This window comes from Pseudomonas sp. Pseusp18 (genome assembly GCF_059506005.1).
On sequence record NZ_CP169240.1, the window covers coordinates 1317230 to 1336466 of the forward strand.

20 protein-coding genes are annotated in these 19237 nt (G+C 59.2%); 13 read left to right on the plus strand and 7 right to left on the minus strand.

Annotated elements, in window-relative coordinates:
• Nucleotides 1-96: 96 nt before the first annotated feature.
• The gene (locus tag ACEN9A_RS05755) at nt 97-951 is read left to right on the plus strand and encodes a D-hexose-6-phosphate mutarotase (protein WP_258672613.1); all 855 of its coding nucleotides are present in this window, start codon (nt 97-99) and stop codon (nt 949-951) included.
• A 106-nt stretch (nt 952-1057) separates the two neighbouring features.
• On the opposite strand, the gene ACEN9A_RS05760 is transcribed toward ACEN9A_RS05755, so the two are convergent.
• Nucleotides 1058-1918, minus strand: coding sequence for a MurR/RpiR family transcriptional regulator (locus ACEN9A_RS05760; protein ID WP_172901244.1), 861 nt, complete (start codon nt 1916-1918; stop codon nt 1058-1060).
• 226 nt (nt 1919-2144) lie between these two features.
• On the opposite strand from ACEN9A_RS05760, the gene zwf reads away from it, so the two are divergent.
• The 4 genes from zwf to ACEN9A_RS05780 all read left to right on the plus strand — a co-directional run bounded on the left by zwf (nt 2145) and on the right by ACEN9A_RS05780 (nt 6074).
• Entirely contained in the window at nt 2145-3614 is a 1470-nt protein-coding gene (zwf, locus tag ACEN9A_RS05765) for a glucose-6-phosphate dehydrogenase (protein ID WP_018926464.1), read from the plus strand.
• Nucleotides 3601-4314, plus strand: a complete 714-nt coding sequence (pgl, locus tag ACEN9A_RS05770; protein WP_258672615.1) for a 6-phosphogluconolactonase — start codon at nt 3601-3603, stop codon at nt 4312-4314. The genes zwf and pgl overlap by 14 nt, the downstream gene beginning before the upstream one ends.
• 17 nt (nt 4315-4331) lie before the next feature.
• On the plus strand, nt 4332-4997 hold the full coding sequence (locus tag ACEN9A_RS05775) for a bifunctional 4-hydroxy-2-oxoglutarate aldolase/2-dehydro-3-deoxy-phosphogluconate aldolase (protein ID WP_018926462.1): 666 nt from the start codon (nt 4332-4334) through the stop codon (nt 4995-4997).
• 351 nt (nt 4998-5348) lie between these two features.
• Nucleotides 5349-6074 (plus strand): intradiol ring-cleavage dioxygenase, encoded by a 726-nt coding sequence (locus ACEN9A_RS05780; protein ID WP_258672618.1) that lies wholly within the window; start codon nt 5349-5351, stop codon nt 6072-6074.
• A 2-nt stretch (nt 6075-6076) separates the two neighbouring features.
• On the opposite strand, the gene ACEN9A_RS05785 is transcribed toward ACEN9A_RS05780, so the two are convergent.
• A complete protein-coding gene (locus ACEN9A_RS05785) occupies nt 6077-7258 on the minus strand; it encodes an aminotransferase class V-fold PLP-dependent enzyme (RefSeq protein WP_258672619.1) in 1182 nt (393 codons plus the stop codon).
• A gap of 25 nt (nt 7259-7283) precedes the next feature.
• Complete coding sequence (locus tag ACEN9A_RS05790; protein WP_026346079.1) at nt 7284-7520, minus strand: DUF3820 family protein; 237 nt, start codon at nt 7518-7520, stop codon at nt 7284-7286.
• A gap of 204 nt (nt 7521-7724) precedes the next feature.
• Between ACEN9A_RS05790 and ACEN9A_RS05795 the strand changes: the two genes are divergently transcribed.
• Complete coding sequence (locus ACEN9A_RS05795) at nt 7725-8192, plus strand: ferritin-like domain-containing protein (protein ID WP_258672620.1); 468 nt, start codon at nt 7725-7727, stop codon at nt 8190-8192.
• Between the two features lie 264 nt (nt 8193-8456).
• Here ACEN9A_RS05795 and ACEN9A_RS05800 read toward each other — a convergent pair whose 3' ends face one another.
• Nucleotides 8457-8927, minus strand: a complete 471-nt coding sequence (locus ACEN9A_RS05800; RefSeq protein WP_019581456.1) for a MaoC family dehydratase — start codon at nt 8925-8927, stop codon at nt 8457-8459.
• Between the two features lie 42 nt (nt 8928-8969).
• Complete coding sequence (locus ACEN9A_RS05805) at nt 8970-9914, minus strand: alpha/beta hydrolase (protein ID WP_019651709.1); 945 nt, start codon at nt 9912-9914, stop codon at nt 8970-8972.
• A gap of 233 nt (nt 9915-10147) precedes the next feature.
• Here ACEN9A_RS05805 and fadD2 point away from each other — a divergent pair, with 233 nt between their 5' ends.
• Both fadD2 and fadD1 read left to right on the plus strand, forming a co-directional pair.
• Nucleotides 10148-11836, plus strand: coding sequence for a long-chain-fatty-acid--CoA ligase FadD2 (gene fadD2 / locus ACEN9A_RS05810; RefSeq protein ID WP_019651710.1), 1689 nt, complete (start codon nt 10148-10150; stop codon nt 11834-11836).
• 356 nt (nt 11837-12192) lie between these two features.
• A complete protein-coding gene (fadD1, locus tag ACEN9A_RS05815; RefSeq protein ID WP_018926455.1) occupies nt 12193-13893 on the plus strand; it encodes a long-chain-fatty-acid--CoA ligase FadD1 in 1701 nt (566 codons plus the stop codon).
• 216 nt (nt 13894-14109) lie between these two features.
• Here fadD1 and ACEN9A_RS05820 read toward each other — a convergent pair whose 3' ends face one another.
• A complete protein-coding gene (locus tag ACEN9A_RS05820; RefSeq protein ID WP_018926454.1) occupies nt 14110-14487 on the minus strand; it encodes a hypothetical protein in 378 nt (125 codons plus the stop codon).
• A gap of 201 nt (nt 14488-14688) precedes the next feature.
• Between ACEN9A_RS05820 and ACEN9A_RS05825 the strand changes: the two genes are divergently transcribed.
• The 3 genes from ACEN9A_RS05825 (at nt 14689) to def (ending at nt 16526) form a co-directional block, all read left to right on the plus strand.
• Nucleotides 14689-14880 carry a CsbD family protein gene (locus ACEN9A_RS05825; protein WP_018926453.1) on the plus strand — a complete coding sequence of 64 codons (192 nt, stop codon included), beginning with the start codon at nt 14689-14691 and terminating at the stop codon, nt 14878-14880.
• A gap of 165 nt (nt 14881-15045) precedes the next feature.
• Nucleotides 15046-15990, plus strand: a complete 945-nt coding sequence (locus ACEN9A_RS05830) for a YihY/virulence factor BrkB family protein (protein WP_018926452.1) — start codon at nt 15046-15048, stop codon at nt 15988-15990.
• Complete coding sequence (gene def / locus ACEN9A_RS05835; protein ID WP_018926451.1) at nt 15987-16526, plus strand: peptide deformylase; 540 nt, start codon at nt 15987-15989, stop codon at nt 16524-16526. The genes ACEN9A_RS05830 and def overlap by 4 nt, the downstream gene beginning before the upstream one ends.
• 19 nt (nt 16527-16545) lie before the next feature.
• Here the strand turns inward: def and ACEN9A_RS05840 are convergent, their stop codons facing one another.
• Nucleotides 16546-16965, minus strand: coding sequence for a GNAT family N-acetyltransferase (locus ACEN9A_RS05840; protein ID WP_018926450.1), 420 nt, complete (start codon nt 16963-16965; stop codon nt 16546-16548).
• Between the two features lie 340 nt (nt 16966-17305).
• Between ACEN9A_RS05840 and ACEN9A_RS05845 the strand changes: the two genes are divergently transcribed.
• Together ACEN9A_RS05845 and ACEN9A_RS05850 are read left to right on the plus strand one after the other, a co-directional pair.
• Nucleotides 17306-18247 carry a fatty acid desaturase gene (locus tag ACEN9A_RS05845; protein WP_258672622.1) on the plus strand — a complete coding sequence of 314 codons (942 nt, stop codon included), beginning with the start codon at nt 17306-17308 and terminating at the stop codon, nt 18245-18247.
• A gap of 193 nt (nt 18248-18440) precedes the next feature.
• A complete protein-coding gene (locus ACEN9A_RS05850) occupies nt 18441-19232 on the plus strand; it encodes a phosphate/phosphite/phosphonate ABC transporter substrate-binding protein (protein ID WP_258672623.1) in 792 nt (263 codons plus the stop codon).
• The last annotated feature ends 5 nt before the right edge of the window (nt 19233-19237 follow it).

The window sequence follows — 19237 nt, forward strand, 5'->3', positions numbered from 1 at the left end:
TCAATGTGCGCATTTTTGCGGACGGCCATGGCTGTCCGCTTTTTTTTGGGGGATGGCACGCCCTCGGGTGACAGATGATTTTCAGGACCGTGGCACATGCTTGAGCATCCGCTACAACGCTTCTTCAAATCCTTGCGCGAACGTCCGGTGTTTGCGTGGGAGCGCTATCAGATGCGCGACGTGCTGGTGATCGACCATCCGCTGTGTCAGGCGGTGTTCAGTCGTCAGGGCGCGCAGTTGCTGCACTTCCAGCCAAAGGGTCAGAAACCCTGGTTGTGGTGCGCGGCGAAATGGCCGCACGTCGGTGCGATTCGCGGCGGTGTGCCGGTGTGCTGGCCGTGGTATGGCCGCCACCCAAGCGAAAACGCCTGGCCGTCCCATGGCTGGGCGCGCCTGCTTGACTGGAAATTGCTCGACAGCAGCAGTGACGACGATGGCGTGCGCCTGCACTGGCAGTTACAGCTGTGCGACTGGCAAGTGGACTTGCATGCGCACCTGGGCGAACGCATGGATTTGCACTTGAGCACCGAGCATCAGGACGACATGCCGTGCCAGTTGAGTCAGGCGTTGCACGCCTATTGGCGTATTGGTGATGTCGGTGAGGTAGCGCTGTCTGGGCTCGAAGGAGCGCAAGGTTACGATCAGTTGAACCGCCAGGCTTGCCAACAGGAAGGCGAGTTGCGGGTCGACGGTGGGTGTCAGCGCGTGTTCCAGCATGACGGCGAATTGCAGCTCAAGGACCACGCCTGGCAGCGCGAACTGTGCATCGACACCGGTGATCATGCAGACACGGTGGTCTGGCATCCCGGCTCGCGGCCATTGCTGGGCGTGAGCTGGAACGAGATTTCCGAGTTCGTCTGTGTGGAAGCGGCCAGCGGCGGCACCGACAGCCTGTGCCTGGCGCCGGGGGAGCGGGCGCATTTGAGTTTGCAGGCGCGGGTTGGGGCGTGAGAAAGATCAACAGATCGCAGCCTCGCTTCGCTCGACAGCTCCTACAAAGGGTTGGCGTACACCTGTAGGAGCTGTCGAGCGAAGCGAGGCTGCGATCTTTTAAGCGCTAGTTAAATTCATCCCCAATCGGATACCGACTGGCATTCAGGCTTTCCTTGATCTTGCGCAAATGCGGCTGGAAATCCACGCCTCGGCGCAAGGTCATGCCGGTGGCGAGCACATCGAGCACGGTCAGCTGAATGATCCGCGAGGTCATCGGCATGTAAATGTCGGTGTCTTCCGGCAACGGAATGTTCAGGCTCAAGGTACTGGCCTTGGCCAGCGGCGAACCTTCGGCCGTCAGCCCCAGCACCGAAGCGCCGTTTTCCCGGGCGATGCGTGCCACTTCCACCAATTCGCGGGTACGGCCGGTGTAGGAGATGATCACGAACAACTCACCGGTGTGGGCCACCGAGGCAATCATGCGTTGCATCAGCACATCGGCATGGGCGGTCACTGCCAGGTTGAAGCGGAAGAACTTGTGCTGCGCATCCAGTGCCACCGGGGCCGAGGCGCCGAGGCCGAAGAAGTGGATCTGCCGGGCCTGGATCAACAGGTCGACGGCGCGGCTGATCAGGTTCGGATCCAGTGCCTGGCAGGCGCTGTCCAGGGACGCGATGGCGCTGCCGAAGATCTTCTGGGTGTAAGCCTCGGGGTTGTCGTCGGCTTCCACCGCGCGGCTGACATATGCCGCGCCGCTGGCCAGGCTCTGTGCCAGTTGCAGTTTCAGTTCAGGGTAGCCGCTGACACCGAATGAGCGGCAGAAACGGTTGACCGTCGGCTCACTGACCGACGCGGCCTGGGCGAGGGCGGCGATGCTGAACCGGGTCGCCTGCTGTGGGTTGAGCAGGATCACTTCGGCGACTTTGCGTTCTGCCTTGTTCAGGTCTTCGAGGCGACTCTGGATCTGTTCCAGTAAATTTCGCACGCGGTCCATATGGGTTCCTAAATTCACCTGCGCAAACAAGCGCTCGGCTATGCAAATTGGGCCTTTGATACGGCCCATAACGGTGGCCTATCCTACTGATGGCTCCGACCGACCACCACTCGGAATCTATATTTTGCGAAAATGTTGTGGTTATTACTACATTTTCCCTTGAGTGATGCCTTGAAAAAAGGTATTTGTAGCTTAACTTGATAAAAGAACAAACATCATGCCTTCGATTACGGTTGAACCGTGCACCTTTGCCTTGTTCGGCGCTCTCGGCGATCTAGCCTTGCGCAAGCTGTTTCCTGCCCTTTATCAACTCGATGGTGCCGGCCTGCTTCATGAGGATACGCGCATTATCGCACTGGCCCGTGAACCCGGCAGCGAGCAGCAGCATCTGGCGTTCATCGCCACCGAGTTGCGTCGCTACGTGGGCGCCAAAGAGCTGGATGAAGCCGTGCTCGAGCGCTTCCTGGCCCGGTTGAGTTACCTGCATGTCGACTTCCTCAAGGCCGACGATTACGTCGCCCTGGCCGAGCAGGCCGGCAGTGCCCAGCGGGTGATTGCCTACTTCGCCACGCCGGCGGCGGTTTACGGTGCTATTTGCGAGAACCTGTCGAAGGTCGGCCTGACCGAAAACACCCGCGTGGTGCTGGAAAAACCCATCGGTTCTGACCTGGAATCCTCGCGCAAGGTCAACGATGCCGTGGCGCAGTTCTTCCCGGAGAACCGCACCTACCGTATCGACCACTACCTGGGCAAAGAGACCGTACAAAACCTGATCGCCCTGCGTTTCGCCAACAGCCTGTTCGAAACCCAGTGGAACCAGAATTACATTTCCCACGTGGAAATCACCGTGGCCGAGCAGGTCGGGATCGAAGGCCGTTGGGGTTACTTCGACAAGGCCGGCCAGCTGCGGGACATGATCCAGAATCACCTGCTGCAGTTGCTGTGCCTGATCGCCATGGACCCGCCGGCCGACCTGTCCGCCGACAGCATCCGCGACGAGAAAGTCAAAGTCCTCAAGGCACTGGCGCCGATCAGCCCGGAAGGCCTGACCACTCAAGTGGTGCGCGGCCAGTACATCGCCGGTCACAGCGAAGGCAAATCGGTGCCCGGGTATCTGGAGGAGCCTAACTCCAATACCCAGAGCGACACCGAAACCTTCGTTGCCCTGCGTGCCGACATTCGCAACTGGCGTTGGGCCGGCGTGCCGTTTTACCTGCGCACCGGCAAGCGCATGCCGCAGAAGCTGTCGCAGATCGTCATCCACTTCAAGGAACCGTCGCACTACATCTTCGCCCCTGAGCAGCGCTTGCAGATCAGCAACAAACTGATCATCCGCCTGCAACCGGACGAAGGCATTTCCTTGCGCGTGATGACCAAAGAACAAGGCCTGGACAAGGGCATGCAGTTGCGCAGCGGTCCGTTGCAGCTGAATTTTTCCGACACCTGGCGCAGCGCACGGATTCCCGATGCTTACGAGCGGTTGTTGCTGGAAGTGATGCGTGGCAATCAGAACCTGTTTGTCCGTAAAGATGAAATCGAAGCCGCGTGGAAGTGGTGTGACCAGTTGATTGCCGGGTGGAAAAAGTCCGGTGATGCGCCCAAGCCGTACGCGGCCGGGTCGTGGGGGCCGATGAGCTCCATTGCACTGATCACGCGGGACGGGAGGTCGTGGTATGGCGATATCTAAATTGAAACTGCCTCAGGGCGTCAGCGCCCATGAGTTCAAAAGCCCGGTGCTGCTGGCCGAAGGCCTGGCATTGGCAGTGGCCAAACAACTGAGCGACGCGATTGCCGCACAAGGCAACGCGACGCTGGTGGTGTCCGGTGGGCGCAGCCCGGTGGCGTTTTTCCAGCACTTGGCCAAGCAGGCGCTGGACTGGTCGAAGGTGGTGGTCAGCCTGGCTGACGAGCGCTGGGTGCCGGTGGAGCATGCCGACAGCAATGCCGGTCTGCTCAAGCGTTACCTGTTGCAAGGCCCGGCAGCCAAGGCCCAGTTCCTGAGCCTCTACAGTGCCACCGCCAACCTGGAACAGGCCGCCGAGCAGGCTGATCGCTTGCTCGCCGAATTACCGGCGATCGATGTGCTGGTGCTGGGCATGGGCGACGACGGTCACACCGCGTCGCTGTTCCCCAACAGCCCGAACCTGGCCGACTCCTTGAAAGTCGACGGCAGCCGTCGCTGCTGGCCGATGCTGGCGCCGACCGTGCCGCGCCAGCGCCTGACCATGAGTCGCGCGCTGCTGGCTTCGGCCAGGCACACCGTTCTATCGATTTCCGGTCAGTCCAAGTTGACCACCCTGAGCGCCGCACTGGCCGGTGACGATGTCGCCGCCATGCCGATTCGGGCGTTTCTGCAACCTACGTTAGAGATTTACTGGTGCCCATGAACCAAGGATCAGCCGCTATGACAAACACATCCCCGACCGTTTCCATGGCGGACAAAGTTGCCCTGATCGACAGCCTCTGCGCCAAGGCGCGGATCCTGCCGGTGATCACCATCGCTCGCGAACAGGACGTGCTGCCGTTGGCCGACGCCCTGGCCGCCGGTGGCCTCACGGCGCTGGAAGTGACCCTGCGTTCGCAGTTCGGCCTCAAGGCCATCCAGATCCTGCGCGAGAAGCGTCCGGAACTGGTGACCGGCGCCGGTACGGTGCTTGATCGCAGCATGCTGGCCGCTGCCGAAGCCGCCGGTTCGCAGTTCATTGTGACGCCTGGCATCACCCGTGACCTGCTCGAAGCCAGTGTCGCCAGCCCGATCCCGCTGTTGCCGGGCATCAGCAACGCCTCCGGCATCATGGAAGGCTATTGCCTGGGTTATCGCCGCTTCAAGCTGTTCCCGGCGGAAGTCAGCGGCGGCGTCGCAGCCATCAAGGCATTGGGCGGACCGTTCGGCGAAGTTAAATTCTGCCCGACCGGCGGCGTCAGCCCGGCCAACATCAAGAGCTACATGGCGTTGAAAAACGTGATGTGCGTGGGCGGTAGCTGGATGCTTGACCCCGAGTGGATCAAGAACGGCGACTGGGCCCGCATCCAGGAGTGCACCGCCGAGGCGTTGGCCCTGCTGGATTGATCTGATTTACCGGATTTACCAAACACTTCGTTGTGTGTTCTACGGCTTTACGGTGCGCTTGGTCGGTGCACCGTTTTTTTTTGCCTGATGAAAACTCCTGTGGCCGTCGAAACGCTCGTTGTAGCAGCTGTCGAGCCTGCGAGGCTGCGTTCGGCTGCGAAGCAGTCGTGAATCCGGCTGACGCGGTCTGTCTGACATACCGCAATCTCTGGTTTTACGACTGCTGCGCAGCCGAACGCAGCCTCGCAGGCTCGGCAGCTGCTACGGATCGACATCACGCGATACATAGTTACCGCATCTCGTCGCACGTCCAGCGTTAACCTGCGTTCATCTTATGGAAGAGAGAATGTCATGGACGACAACACTGCAGTTGTATCCGCTTCACCGGTTTATCAACTGTCACCCGAGCAGATCGCCGGTCCGTATTTTCGAAACCCGAAACTGATCAGACGAAACATCAGCGAAGGCATGGACGGCGTCCCCTTGGTGCTGCGGCTCACGATCATCGATGCCATGACCGGTCAACCGGTTACCGGGGCATTGGTCGATATCTGGCATTGCAATGCGCGCGGGGCGTATTCGGGCTGGAGCAAGGTCAACCCGGACAAGGAAGTCGATGTGGATGATATCGGGTCGATCCCGCGCACCGACGACGACACCTACCTGCGTGGTGGGCAATTCACCGACAAAATGGGCATCGTGCGGTTTACCACGATTTATCCGGGGTTCTATGCCGGCCGCGCTTTGCACATTCACGTCGCGGTACGCATCACGGCCGGTAATAACTATCTGGAAGAGCGGCATGTCGCCTGGGTCGGCCAGCTTTACTTTCCCGAGGTCGCATCAAGGTCGGTGCTCAACGCCCGTGAGTACAGCGGTCGAGCCGTTTCACCGCTGACCAATGCGCAGGATATGTTTCATCAGCGCATGGGCGGCGAGGCCTCGACCCTCAACATTCACACCATCGGTCGAGACTCGAATGAGGACGGCTTTTTCGGGCACACGACCATCGGTGTCGACACGTTTGCGGTGTCATCGCAAATCAAGCCCGAGGACTTTGATAAATACACCGTGTGACGTCAGCGCAATTCGTTCAACGCCCGGGCCAGTACATCCATGTCCGCTGCCATGGTCGTGAGCCCCGGCGTGATGCGGATGCACGGGCCACATGCTGCGCCGCTGCGCGCCACGGTAAACAGGTTGTAGTCGTTGAGCAGGCGCTCGACCATCACTTGTTGGTCGGCATGCCCGGTAAAGCGCATCGAGGTGATGCCGCAGTACAGGCGCGGGTCATCCGGGGTCAGGACTTCGATCCCCGGTAACGCCCGAACGGCATCGACCCAGCGGTTGCGCAGGTAATTGAGCCGTGCACCCTTGGCGACGGAACCGCCCATGGCGCAATGCTCTTCGAACACCAGCGGCAGGGTCAGCAGGGCCGGGATGTTCGGGGTGCTGTATGGCGTGCGGGCGCGAATGTCGGTGATCGGGAAATGCATCTCGCCCATGTCCGGGTCGATGTCGGCCAGGCGCTCGGGCGCGATGTAAATGAAGCCGAGGGTCAGCGGGGCACCGATCCATTTGTGCAGGTTGTAGCCGGCAAAGGCGATGCCCAGCTCATCGAGGTTGAACTCGATCTGGCCCAGAGCATGGGCGCCGTCGAGGATCACATCGATGCCGTGTTCCCTGGCGGCAGCGGCAATCGCCTGCACCGGCATCACCAGACCGGTGCGATGGGTGACGTGGGTCAGGGCCATCAACTTCAGTCGCGGATAACGTGTGAAAGCTTCGCGGTACGTGGCCAGCAAGCTGTCGAAACTGGCGGGGTGACGGTGCTCGATCTCGATCACTTCCACGCCTCGATAGCTGGCCAGCCAACGCATTGCGCTCTTGACTGTGTCGTACTCCAGATCGCACAGCAGAACCTGATCGCCCGGTTCCAGGCGATTGTAGTTGCGGATCAGCGACTGCAAGCCGTCCGAGGCGTTGCGGGTGAAGGCGACGGCTTCGGCCGGGGCACCGATCAGCTCGGCCAGCTGCGCGCGAATCTTGACGCTTTCGCCCTGTTCGAAGCGCTGGCGCACATGCACCGAGTTGCCGCGGTTGATGAGCTCGATGTTGCGCTGATACTCCTCGACCACGGTGCGTGACATGCGCCCGAAGTAACCGTTCTCCAGGTTCAGGGGGCCGGGTTCGACAGCATAGCGGTCGGTAAAGGTCTGCCAAAAGGCTTCATCACGGGCACGGCGGGTGTTATCGGGCATGGGCGACTCGGTGCGATAGGTCAGATCAGTGACGAGGGGCAGGTTTGCCGTGTTTGACACGCAAGGGTTCGAGCAGCTCCGACAGACCGTTGTGGTCGATTTCCTGCATCAAGGCCAGCAACCCGCCCAGTTCCCCGTGAGGGAAACCTTCGCGAGCGAACCAGTTCAGGTACTGGCCGGGCAGGTCGGCGATGATACGGCCCTTGTATTTGCCGAAGGGCATCTCGCGGGTAATCAGCAGTTCGAGCTTTTCGGGATTCATCGTCAGTCGTCTTGATTCAAAACAGTCTGGAAAATACAGGCATTCTGCATGCAGGCCAATTGACAGATCATGCAAAAAAAGCGGATACAGATCTCACGTTTAAATATAACTTGTTGAAATTTAAGTAGAAAAAAATCAATTCGAAGCTGGCATGCAGGGTGCAATGACTTACTGCATCTTTCATCAACCGCAAGGAATTGAAAAATGACCGACATTAATAAAGAAGCGATCTCTGTACTCAACGGCCTGATTGAAACCTGTAAAGATGGTCAGGAAGGGTTCAAGACTTGCGCTGAAGACATCAAGAATCCCGAACTCAAAAATCTGTTCATTCAGCGCTCCGCCGACTGCGCCACTGCCGCTGGCGAATTGCAGGCCACGGTGCGTTCCCTGGGCGGCGATCCGGAAACCTCCACCAGTGTCAGCGGCGATCTGCACCGTCGTTGGGTGGATGTGAAGTCGATGTTCACCGGCAAGGATGAAGAGGCAGTGCTGAACGAAGCTGAGCGTGGTGAAGACCACGCGAAGAAGGCTTACAAGAAAGCGCTGGAAAAAATCAACGAAGACAACCTGGTAAGTATTCGTGACACCGTTGAACGCCAGTACCACGGCGTGCAACGCAACCACGATCAGGTCAAAGCCCTGCGTAACCAGGCTCGCGCACGCTCGTAAGCGTTCGTTCCCCATCAAAAACGCCAGCGTGTCTGGCGTTTTTTTGTGTTCGAGATTGTAGGAGAACGAAACGCTGCATTCACCGTGGCGAGGGGGGCTTTTTGTGGCGAGGGAGCTTGCTCCCGCTGGGGTGCGCAGCGCCCCCAATCGGGCACCTCGATTCACCTGTTCCGGCGCGGAGCAGCTTTTACGACTGCTGCGCAGCCGAACGGGAGCAAGCTCCCTCGCCACAGAAGCCCATCCAGGCCACGGATGAGTGATGAATCAGCCGATGCTGATCGCCGGCAAGGTCGGCAATGTCACGGTCTGCTGTTTACGCGGTGCCAGAATCTCCGCCTCGCCATCCACTACCAGTTCATCACGCTGGTTGAACACGCGAGTGGCGATCCGCACACGAAACTTCGGCATTTTCTCGAGAATTTCCAGGCGCACAGTCAGCGTGTCGCCAATCTTCACCGGCTTCTGAAAGCTCATCGTCTGACCGATATAAATAGTCCCCGGCCCAGGCAACTCGCAAGCCACCGCCGCGCTAATCAACGCGCCGCTGAACATGCCGTGGGCGATGCGCTCCTTGAACATGGAGGCAGCGGCGAATTCGGCGTCCAGGTGCACCGGGTTGTGGTCGCCGGACATCGCGGCGAACAACTGAATGTCGCGTTCTTCGACGGTTTTGCTGTAGCTGGCGGTCTGGCCGATTTCGAGGGCTTCGTAAGGGGTGTTGGTAACCTGGGTCATCTGTCTCGATTCCTGTGACGAATTAAATGAATCCACAAAAAACTATTCGGCTCTGGGTGGCCGGCGGTTGCTCAAGGCCTGGGCGATCCAGTTCAGCACGTCGGCAGTCACTTCATCGCGATTGCTCTCATTGAACAGTTCGTGCCGGGCCTGCGGGTAAATATTCAAGTGCAGGCTCTGGCAGCCAGCGTCGCGCAGGGCGTGGGCCAGATCTTTCAGACGTTTGCCTTCGCTCACCGGATCACATTCGCCGCCAATTACCAGCAGCGGCAGGCCCGGATCGATCTGGGCGAGATTGGACGCTTTGCTGATTTGCTGCAAGCCGCCGAGCAAATCGATCCATAGCTGATTGGTGCAGCGAAAGCCGCAGAGCGGGTCGTTGGCGTACTTGTCGACCTCGGCCGGGTCGCGGCTCAGCCAGTCGAACGAGGTGCGCGCCGGTTTGAATTTCTTGTTGAACGAGCCGAACGACAGCCATTCGATCAATGCACTGCGACCCTTGGGGCCCTGGCGCAGGCGTTCGAGACGAGCAATCTGCCGCGCTGCGCGATAGAGCGCCACAGGCTGGAAGTTCGAGCCGCTGAGAATCGCCCCGTGCAGGCTGGCGCTGTGGTGCAGCAAGTAAGCCTGGGCGATGTAGCTGCCCATGCTGTGGCCCAACAGCACGATTGGCGTGCCGGGATGCTGTTGGCCGATATGTTGGTTGAGGCTGGCGAGGTCACCGACCACTTTGCCCCAGCCATCGCTGTCGGCGAAGTGGCCCAGCGTGCCGTTTTCAGCGGTTTTGCCATGTCCACGCAGGTCCGGTGCGTAAACACCGTAGCCCTGTTCACAGAACTTTTCTGCCAGGCGAGCGTAGCGACCGCTGTGTTCCGCCATGCCGTGGGCCAGCAGGATCACGGCTTTGAGCGGCGCAGCCGGCAGCCACTGGTTGACGAAGAGGCGGCTGCGGTCGCTCGCGGTCAGCCAGAAAGTGTCATGGATCATGGCGATTCCTTTGCATGGGACTGTATGCGGCATGGGCGTCGTTGCATTGTATAGCGCATCCCGCGCGCGCCGTCTGATCAGGCCGCGCCGGGGCAGCAAGATTCACGGGATCAATGAGGACCGTGCGCATATTTGCCTGATTCACCATAGCTGCTAGTGTCCGGGAAGCACCGCTTTTCAGAAGTAATGGAAAAAGCGGCCCCGGATAGATTCAGGTAATGAGGACAAGAACAATGCAACCTGATTTCTGGAATGACAAACGCCCGGCCGGCGTGCCCCTGGATATCGACCTTGGGGCCTATAAGTCGGTGATCGAGGTGTTCGAGCGTTCCTGCAAGAAATTTGCTGACCGCCCGGCATTCAGCAACATGGGCGTGACCCTGACCTACGCTGAACTGGAACGTTACAGCGCTGCGTTCGCCGGTTACCTGCAAGCCCATACCGACCTGGTGCCGGGGGATCGCATCGCGGTGCAGATGCCCAACGTCCTGCATTACCCGATCGCCGTGTTCGGCGCCTTGCGCGCCGGGCTGATCGTGGTCAACACCAACCCGCTGTACACCGCGCGGGAGATGCGTCATCAGTTCAAGGACTCCGGTGCCCGGGCGCTGGTGTACCTGAACGTGTTTGGACAGAAGGTCCAGGAAGTGTTGCCCGACACTGACATCCAGTACCTGATCGAAGCGAAGATGGGCGACCTGATGCCCAGCGCCAAGGGCTGGCTGATCAATACCGTGGTCGCCAAGGTCAAGAAAATGGTCCCGGATTATTCACTGCCCCAGGCCATCTCCTTCAAGAGCGCGCTACGTCTGGGCCGGGGCCTGGGCATCAAACCGCTGAACGTCGGTCTCGACGACATCGCCGTGTTGCAATACACCGGCGGTACCACCGGGCTGGCCAAGGGCGCGATGCTGACCCACGGCAACCTGGTGGCGAACATGCAGCAGGCGCGGGCATGCCTCAGTCAGTTGGGTGCCGACGGTCAGCCGCTGCTGCGCGAAGGCCAGGAAGTGATGATCGCGCCGCTGCCGCTTTACCATATCTATGCCTTCACGGCGAACTGCATGTGCATGATGGTGACCGGCAACCACAACGTGCTGATCACCAATCCGCGGGACATCAAGGGCTTCATCAAGGAACTGAAGAACTGGCGGTTCTCGGCGCTGCTGGGGCTCAACACGCTGTTCGTCGCGCTGATGGACCATCCCGATTTCAAGACTCTGGATTGCTCCAGCCTCAAACTCACCAACTCCGGCGGCACGGCGCTGGTCAAGGCCACCGCCGAGCGCTGGGAACAGCTCACCGGTTGCCGGATCACCGAAGGTTACGGCCTGACCGAAACCTCGCCGGTGGCCTGCACCAACCCTTACGGCGACAAATCGCGCATCGGCACGGTCGGCTTGCCGGTGCCGGGCACAACCCTGAAAGTGATCAACGACGAAGGCGTCGAGCAGCCGTTGGGCGAGCGCGGCGAACTGTGCATCAAAGGCCCGCAGATCATGAAGGGCTACTGGCAGAAACCCGAAGCCACCGCCGAAGTGCTGGATGCCGACGGCTGGTTCAAGTCAGGCGACATCGGGGTGATCGACCCGGACGGTTTCGTGCGCATTGTCGATCGCAAGAAAGACATGATCATCGTCTCGGGCTTCAACGTGTACCCGAACGAGATCGAAGACGTGGTGATGGCCCACCCGAAAGTCGCCAACTGTGCGGTGATCGGCGTGCCGGACGAGCGTTCGGGGGAGGCGGTGAAACTGTTTGTGGTGGCCCGTGAGTCGGGGGTCAGCCTTGAAGAGCTGAAGGCTTACTGCAAGGAAAATTTCACGGCGTACAAAGTACCCAAGCACATCGTGTTGCGTGAGTCGTTGCCGATGACGCCGGTGGGCAAGATTTTGCGGCGGGAGTTGCGGGATATCGCATAAACGGTCGTAGACCGAGGTGATGCCAAAAGATCGCAGCCTTCGGCAGCTCCTACGGGGATCGCATTCCTCTGCAGGCGCTGCCGAAGGCTGCGATCTTTTGCTTTGAAAGCCGCGAATTCAGCGGCTTTCAGGGCGGTATAGGATTTTTGCTCTAAAATGACCGCTTGCCATTCTTGAGTCACCAAAGTGACTGTAGGGGCCTATTTAGGCTCTAGTCGGCCCTTGGCAAAGCTGCTACTCTCGGCGCGCTTTGTGACTTCTCGGCCTATGTAAAGCCAGATTCACCAATAGACAAACACCAATAATAATCGCATCAAATGCGGTGTTGAATTCGCGTTGCTGAGGAGTGGGCTTCCATGATCGAAGACTTTTGGAAGGATAAGTACCCAGCTGGAATTGCTGCCGAGATCAATCCAGACGAGTACCCGAATATTCAGGCAGTGTTGAAGCAATCCTGCCAACGCTTCGCTGACAAACCGGCATTCAGCAACCTGGGCAAGACAATCACCTACGGTGAGCTGTACGAATTGTCCGGTGCCTTTGCCGCTTACCTGCAACAGCATACCGATTTGCAGCCGGGCGATCGAATCGCCGTGCAATTGCCAAACGTGTTGCAGTACCCGGTCGCCGTCTTCGGTGCCATCCGCGCCGGGCTGATCGTGGTCAACACCAACCCGCTGTACACCGCGCGGGAAATGGAACACCAATTCAACGACTCCGGTGCCAAAGCCCTGGTTTGCCTGGCCAACATGGCGCATCTGGCACAGACCGTCGTGCCGAAAACCGGCGTCAAGCACGTGATCGTCACTGAAGTGGCCGACCTGCTGCCGCCGCTCAAGCGTCTGCTGATCAACAGCGTCATCAAGTACGTGAAGAAGATGGTCCCGGCGTATCACTTGCCCAAGGCCATCAAATTCAACGACGTGTTGAGCAAAGGCCATGGCCAGCCAGTGGTTGAAGCCAACCCGGCCAGCAGCGACGTGGCGGTGCTGCAATACACCGGCGGCACCACCGGCGTGGCCAAGGGCGCGATGCTGACCCACCGCAACCTGGTGGCGAACATGCTGCAGTGCAAGGCGCTGATGGGCTCCAACCTTAACGAAGGTTGCGAGATCCTGATTACCCCGCTGCCGCTGTACCACATCTATGCCTTCACCTTTCATTGCATGGCGATGATGCTGATCGGTAACCACAACATCCTGATCAGCAACCCGCGCGATCTGCCGGCGATGGTCAAGGAACTGTCGAAGTGGAAGTTCAGCGGTTTCGTCGGCCTGAACACGCTGTTCGTTGCGTTGTGCAACAACGAAGCGTTCCGCAAGCTGGATTTCTCGAACCTGAAAATCACCTTGTCCGGCGGCATGGCCTTGCAACTGGCCGCGGCTGAACGCTGGAAAGCGGTCACCGGCTGCCCGATCTGTGAAGGTTACGGCATGACCGAAACCAGCCCGGTGGCCACGGTGAACCCGAGCCAGAACATCCAGATCGGCACCATCGGTATTCCGGTGCCGTCGACCCGGTGCAAAGTCATCGACGATGCCGGCGTTGAGCAGCCGTTGGGCGGCATCGGTGAACTGTGTGTGAAAGGTCCGCAAGTCATGAAGGGCTACTGGCAGCGTCAGGAAGCCACCGATGAAATACTCGACAGCGAAGGCTGGTTGAAGACCGGTGATATCGCACTGATTCAGCCCGATGGCTACATGCGCATTGTCGATCGCAAGAAAGACATGATCCTGGTCTCCGGTTTCAACGTGTACCCCAACGAACTGGAAGACGTGCTGGCGACCCTGCCGGGCGTGCTGCAATGCGCGGCCATCGGCGTGCCGGACGAGAAGTCGGGGGAGGCGATCAAGATCTTCATCGTTGCCAAACCGGGCGTGACCCTGACCAAGGAACAGGTGATGGAGCACATGCGCGCCAACGTCACCGGCTACAAGGTGCCCAAAGCCGTGGAGTTCCGCGACGCGCTGCCAACCACCAACGTCGGCAAGATCTTGCGCCGCGAGTTGCGCGACGAAGAGCTGAAGAAACTGGGCGTGAAGAAAGTCAGCGCCTGATCAACCAAAAGCCCCGCAGATGCGGGGCTTCTTGTTTAAAGCAGTATGAATTGCGCTTTTGTGGCGAGGGAGCTTGCTCCCGCTCGGCTGCGCAGCAGTCGTAAAAGCAGCCAGCGGCCTGATCAGGTGAATCGAGGTGCCTGATTTAGGGGCGCTACGCACCCCAGCGGGAGCAAGCTCCCTCGCCACAGGGGACTCTTTGATGGCTTGAGAGGATTACTGGCGGAACTGCGCGAAATTGACGTTGGTGCCCGCCGGACGCATGTCCTGCAGGTACGAGTCCTTGTCGGCGCTCAGTTCCAGGCTCAATGCAGCCTTGCGTTTACCCTGGTTGCGCACCACCAGGCCTTCGAGCTTCTCGCGCAGGAACACCGTCGGCACTTTCAGGTGCAGCAGTTCGTCGGTATCCGGGGTGTGCATCAGCAAGTGAATCCATTCGTACTGACCAATGGCCAGCCGCGCGACCGGGATATCGAACCAGAAAATGTTGCGGTTACGGTTCAATTCGGTGAAATGGCAGTTGTTGACGCCAAGCACTGCACCGCCAAGTTCCTGGTTTCTGCGGGCAATGGCCTGCTTTTTATCGAGTTTCATAACGTTCCTACGGGATTGGATCTTCAGCGCCATGGCCTGAATACGTTGCGCATTCTCGGGGCAAAGCCTGCAAACATAAAGCCTAACCTGCCTGGGGCGATGAAATGTTCTGTTGGGAAATAAATGAAACTCCGCGCAAAGGCTTTCGGTCCACCCTTATGTAACGACTTTCCCCGTTGAAATGTTCTCAGGAGACATACCATGAGCAGCACTGGCGATAAAGTTAAAGGCATGGCAAACGAAGCGGTCGGCAACGTCAAGCAAGGCGTCGGCAAGGCCACCGGTAATGACAAAATGCGCGCCGAAGGCGTCAGGCAGGAACAGAAAGGCGAAGCCCAGCAAGCCATCGGTAAGGTCAAGGATGCTCTTAAAAAAGGTATCGACAAGGCGTGATCCGGCCTTTGACGAGTAACACAAACGGCCATCCGCGGATGGCCGTTTTTGTGTCAGCTTGAACTTGAGCAAGGAAATTGTTTCAAAGTCGCCAAGTAGGCTACTTTGTTGTAGAAAACGGCCCCTGAGTCGCCATGACTTCAACTTTTTTGCGGCGAGACGCTAATGTTTTTCCCGACCATGAAAGGTCTGCCCCTGCATCGCGTGATGATGCGCACGGTCACCGAGTTCGTCGCCGACGAGATGTCGACCTATGCCTCGGCGCTCGCCTATCAGATGCTGTTCTCGCTGTTTCCTTTCATCCTGTTCCTGATTGCCCTGATCGGCTTCCTGCACTTGCCGGACTTCTTCTCCTGGCTGCGCCTGCAATCGGAACTGGTGCTGCCGCCCCAGGCGCTGGAGCAGGTGAACCCGGTGATCGACCAGCTCCAGCAATCCAAGGGTGGTTTGCTCTCGGTGGGTATCGTGATCGCCCTGTGGACCGCGTCCGCTGGTGTGCGGCTGATGATGAGTGCGATGAACGCCGCGTACGACGTGGTTGAAGGCCGTCCGGTGTGGAAGCGTTTTCCGCTGTCGATTTTCTACACCATCGGCATTGCCGGCATGCTGCTGGCCGCCGCTGCGCTGATGGTGCTCGGGCCGCAGGTGATGGCCTGGATCGCTTCGCAGGTGGGCCTTGAAGATTTCATTGTGACCGTCTGGACCATCGCGCGCTGGCCGGTGATCGTGATTCTATTGATGATGGCAGTGGCGCTGATTTACTACGTCATGCCCGACGTCAAACAAGAGTTTCGCTTCATCACCCCGGGTGCGGTGTTGTCCGTGGTGGTCTGGATCGTCGCTTCGCTGGGCTTCGGTCTGTACGTCAAAACCTTCGCCAACTACAACGCCATGTATGGCAGTATCGGCGCGATCATCGTGTTGTTGCTGTACTTCTATATTTCCGCCGCGGTGCTGCTGCTCGGTGCGGAAATGAACGCGGTGATCGAGCACATGTCATCCGAAGGCAAGAAACCCGGTGAAAAGGTGCACGAAGAACCCAAACAGCATGTCTCAGGACTGGGGCGAGATCACTCAATCCAGCCGACCACTGACGAAGTCATAAAATGATCCGTGAAATTCTGAAAATGGGCGATGAACGCCTGCTGCGCATCGCTCCGCCGGTGCCGGCGGAAATGTTCGACAGCCCCGAATTGTGGCAACTGATCGATGACATGTTCCAGACCATGGAAAGCGTCGGCGGGGTCGGCCTGGCCGCGCCGCAGATCGGTGTCGACCTGCAACTGGTGATCTTCGGTTTCGAGCACAGCGAGCGCTATCCGGACGCCGAAGCGGTTCCGCAGACGATTCTGATCAATCCGCTGATCACGCCCTTGAGCCCGACCCTCGAAGAGGGTTTCGAAGGCTGCCTGTCGGTGCCGGGCCTGCGCGGGGCGGTGGATCGATATCAGCAGATTCGCTATGAAGGCTTTGATCCCAAGGGCGAGCCGATCGTGCGCATTGCCTCGGGATTTCATGCACGGGTGGTGCAGCATGAATGCGATCACCTGATCGGCCGGTTATACCCCTCGCGCATCACAGACTTCAGCAAGTTCGGGTTTACCGAAGTGATGTTCCCGGACCTTGATCCTGCGGCGGACGATTGAATCGCTAAAGGATCGCTGTTCATGCCGAACCTGGTTGCAAACCCATGGCAATCATCGGTTTGCTGCGCGCATAACGGCTCAACCGTTCGGCCAGGGCGTAGGGCAGGGGCGGGTCGAAGGTAAAGCCGCGACGCTCATAAAAGCCACGCAAATCCGGATGACAGAACAGCCAGACCGGCTCTTCAAGGTGCTTGACGGCGTGAGCGATCAACGTCGCGGCGATTCCTTGTTCGCGACAGCTCGGGTCGACAAACAGCCCGGTCAGCCAATGCCCGCCGGCCACCGGCCGCAAACACAGCGCCGCGATGATCTCTTCACGTCTTGCGACCCACAATTGAGCGTCTCGCACCGCTTTCATCGACGATTGGTGGGCGCGGTAAAACTTGTTCATCAACGGCCATAATGGCTCGTCGAGCAAGGTGTACTGGGTGTTGGGCATGGGCTCGGACAGTCGGTGGGCAGGGCACAGATTATAAAAGAACACGCGCGCCGGGATAGGTGTATACCTGATCTCACATCCCCTGTTAGTGGAGTATGCATCATGTCCAAAGGTATGGAATCAAAGAAAGCCGCAAAGAAAAAACCGGCGAAAACCGCGATTGAAAAACGCGCGGACAAGAAGGCCAAGAAGGTGAATGTGTTCGGCCACTGATCCCGCGTCAACGGAGCCCGAGTCCTCGGGCTCCGATTTTTTACGTCTATCGAAATAACCAAACAATCTGCAAGAAATCCCGGTGCCGTTGCACAGAGGGGGATTGGTTCCCGTTCTGAGCAAAGCCATGTCCCATTACTTCGACGCTGCCCACCGTGAAGAAATCGAAACCCTGCGCCAACGTTTCACCGCTCGCACCGAGTGGCCGACCTGGTTGCTGCTGATCGGCGTTTACGTCGGCTGGTTCAGTATTGTGCTGGGCAGTGCCCGGTTGGGGCTCTGGTGGAGCACGTTGTTGCTGATTCCACTGCTGGTGTTGTGGTTGTCGGTGCAGCACGAATTGCTGCACGGTCATCCCACCCGTTGGCCAATGCTGAATAAAGTCCTCGGTTATGCGCCGTTTGCGGTCTGGTATCCCTACACCTTGTACCGCGACAGCCATTTGCTGCATCACCGCGACCAAGACCTGACCATCCCAGGTAGCGACCCGGAAAGCCGTTACCTGAGCGCTGAACAGTGGCAGCGCAGTTCGCTGTTCGAACAGGGCCTGCACTGGCTGAACAAAACCGTGCTGGGGCGCTTGGCCCTCGGTGCGCCACTGGCCTTGCTGGCGCTGGCGCGGGAGGAGCTGCAACGGCTGAAAACGGGTGAGCGCCAAGCCTGGTTGATGTGGCTGAGCCATGGTGCGCTGACGCTGCTGATGCTGGCGTTCATCGCGCGCTACAGCGTGCTGCCGGTTTGGTATTACCTGTTGCTGATCAGCGTGCCGGCGCTGTCGATTGCAATGATTCGCTCCTACTATGAACACCGTCCGCATGCGCAACCGGAGCAACGCACCGTCATCAATGAAGCGGGGTGGCCGTGGCGCTGGCTGTTCCTGAATCTCAATCTGCACCTGGTGCACCACGACTTGCCGGGGTTGCCCTGGTACGACTTGCCACGGGTGTACCGCGCGCGTCGCGAGCAATGGCTGACGCGCAGTGGCGGGTTTCTGGTGCACGGTTATGGCCAGTTGGTGCGTCAGCACGGGGTGAGGGCGATCGATAGTCCACGGCATCCGTTTCATTGATTGCGAATGAGCTCCCCTGTGGCGAGGGGGCTTGCCCCCGTTGGGCTGCGAAGCGGCCCCAAAACCTGCAATCGCGGTGTATCAGGTACACCGCATGCAATGGTTTTACGACTGCTGCGCAGCCGAACGGGGGCAAGCCCCCTCGCCACACAGGCTCTCCCACAGGGGATTTTGGTTGTATGGGAAGATTTCGATGACACAACACCTCGCTGAGTTACTGATGTATGTCGCTCCCGAGCCAATCCGCCAGGCCAACGAGCGTTGGCTGCAGCATATCGTCGAACAGCTCGGCAGCACCCGCCTTGATGCCGAAGAACTGTCGCTGATGGACCTTTGGCTATCCCCGCACCTGCTGCTGACCCAAACCTGCGGCTACCCGTTGATGACAGCCTTGCGCGGTCGCGTCCGGGTCATTGGTCGTCCTCGTTATGAACTGCCGGACAGCAGCGGCGGCAACCATTGCAGCCTGTTGCTGACTCGCGCCGATGATCCTCGAAGAACCTTGTCGGCCTTGCGCGGCAGTCGCGGTGTGATCAACGGCGAAGACTCCAACAGTGGCATGAACCTGTTGCGTCACCGACTGGCGCCGTTGCACCGCGACGGGCAGTTTTTTGCCAATGTCGCCATCAGCGGCAGCCACCGCGAAAGCCTGCGTTGGCTGCGTGACGACCTGGCGGACCTGGCCGCCATCGACAGCGTGACCTTCGCCTATCTGGCGCAGCACGCCCAGGCAGAAGTCGCTGGCTTGAGAGTATTGGCGCGCACCGCGTTTAGTCCGACGTTGCCGTATATCGCGGCGGCCGGCACCACTGATGAACAGGCTGAACAGCTTCGACAGGTGATGAACCAGGCACTGAAGGAACTGCCCGAGGTCGCCGAGGCGTTGGGCCTGCAAGAAGTGTTGCCCGCCAGCGAGAGCGACTATCAGATCGTGCTCGACTACCAGCAAGAGGCCGAGGCGTTGGGCTATGGGAGGTTGCGATAGCTTCG

Coding starts and splice junctions, on each gene's coding strand:
- pgl (WP_258672615.1), top strand. CDS start 3,601: ATGGCGATATCTAAATTGAAACTGCCTCAGGGCGTCAGCGCCCATGAG.
- def (WP_018926451.1), top strand. CDS start 15,987: ATGATCCGTGAAATTCTGAAAATGGGCGATGAACGCCTGCTGCGCATC.
- ACEN9A_RS05825 (WP_018926453.1), top strand. CDS start 14,689: ATGAGCAGCACTGGCGATAAAGTTAAAGGCATGGCAAACGAAGCGGTC.
- ACEN9A_RS05800 (WP_019581456.1), bottom strand. CDS start 8,927: ATGACCCAGGTTACCAACACCCCTTACGAAGCCCTCGAAATCGGCCAG.
- ACEN9A_RS05775 (WP_018926462.1), top strand. CDS start 4,332: ATGACAAACACATCCCCGACCGTTTCCATGGCGGACAAAGTTGCCCTG.
- fadD2 (WP_019651710.1), top strand. CDS start 10,148: ATGCAACCTGATTTCTGGAATGACAAACGCCCGGCCGGCGTGCCCCTG.
- ACEN9A_RS05780 (WP_258672618.1), top strand. CDS start 5,349: ATGGACGACAACACTGCAGTTGTATCCGCTTCACCGGTTTATCAACTG.
- ACEN9A_RS05795 (WP_258672620.1), top strand. CDS start 7,725: ATGACCGACATTAATAAAGAAGCGATCTCTGTACTCAACGGCCTGATT.
- ACEN9A_RS05840 (WP_018926450.1), bottom strand. CDS start 16,965: ATGCCCAACACCCAGTACACCTTGCTCGACGAGCCATTATGGCCGTTG.
- ACEN9A_RS05755 (WP_258672613.1), top strand. CDS start 97: ATGCTTGAGCATCCGCTACAACGCTTCTTCAAATCCTTGCGCGAACGT.
- fadD1 (WP_018926455.1), top strand. CDS start 12,193: ATGATCGAAGACTTTTGGAAGGATAAGTACCCAGCTGGAATTGCTGCC.
- ACEN9A_RS05820 (WP_018926454.1), bottom strand. CDS start 14,487: ATGAAACTCGATAAAAAGCAGGCCATTGCCCGCAGAAACCAGGAACTT.
- ACEN9A_RS05830 (WP_018926452.1), top strand. CDS start 15,046: ATGTTTTTCCCGACCATGAAAGGTCTGCCCCTGCATCGCGTGATGATG.
- zwf (WP_018926464.1), top strand. CDS start 2,145: ATGCCTTCGATTACGGTTGAACCGTGCACCTTTGCCTTGTTCGGCGCT.
- ACEN9A_RS05785 (WP_258672619.1), bottom strand. CDS start 7,258: ATGCCCGATAACACCCGCCGTGCCCGTGATGAAGCCTTTTGGCAGACC.
- ACEN9A_RS05805 (WP_019651709.1), bottom strand. CDS start 9,914: ATGATCCATGACACTTTCTGGCTGACCGCGAGCGACCGCAGCCGCCTC.
- ACEN9A_RS05850 (WP_258672623.1), top strand. CDS start 18,441: ATGACACAACACCTCGCTGAGTTACTGATGTATGTCGCTCCCGAGCCA.
- ACEN9A_RS05790 (WP_026346079.1), bottom strand. CDS start 7,520: ATGAATCCCGAAAAGCTCGAACTGCTGATTACCCGCGAGATGCCCTTC.
- ACEN9A_RS05845 (WP_258672622.1), top strand. CDS start 17,306: ATGTCCCATTACTTCGACGCTGCCCACCGTGAAGAAATCGAAACCCTG.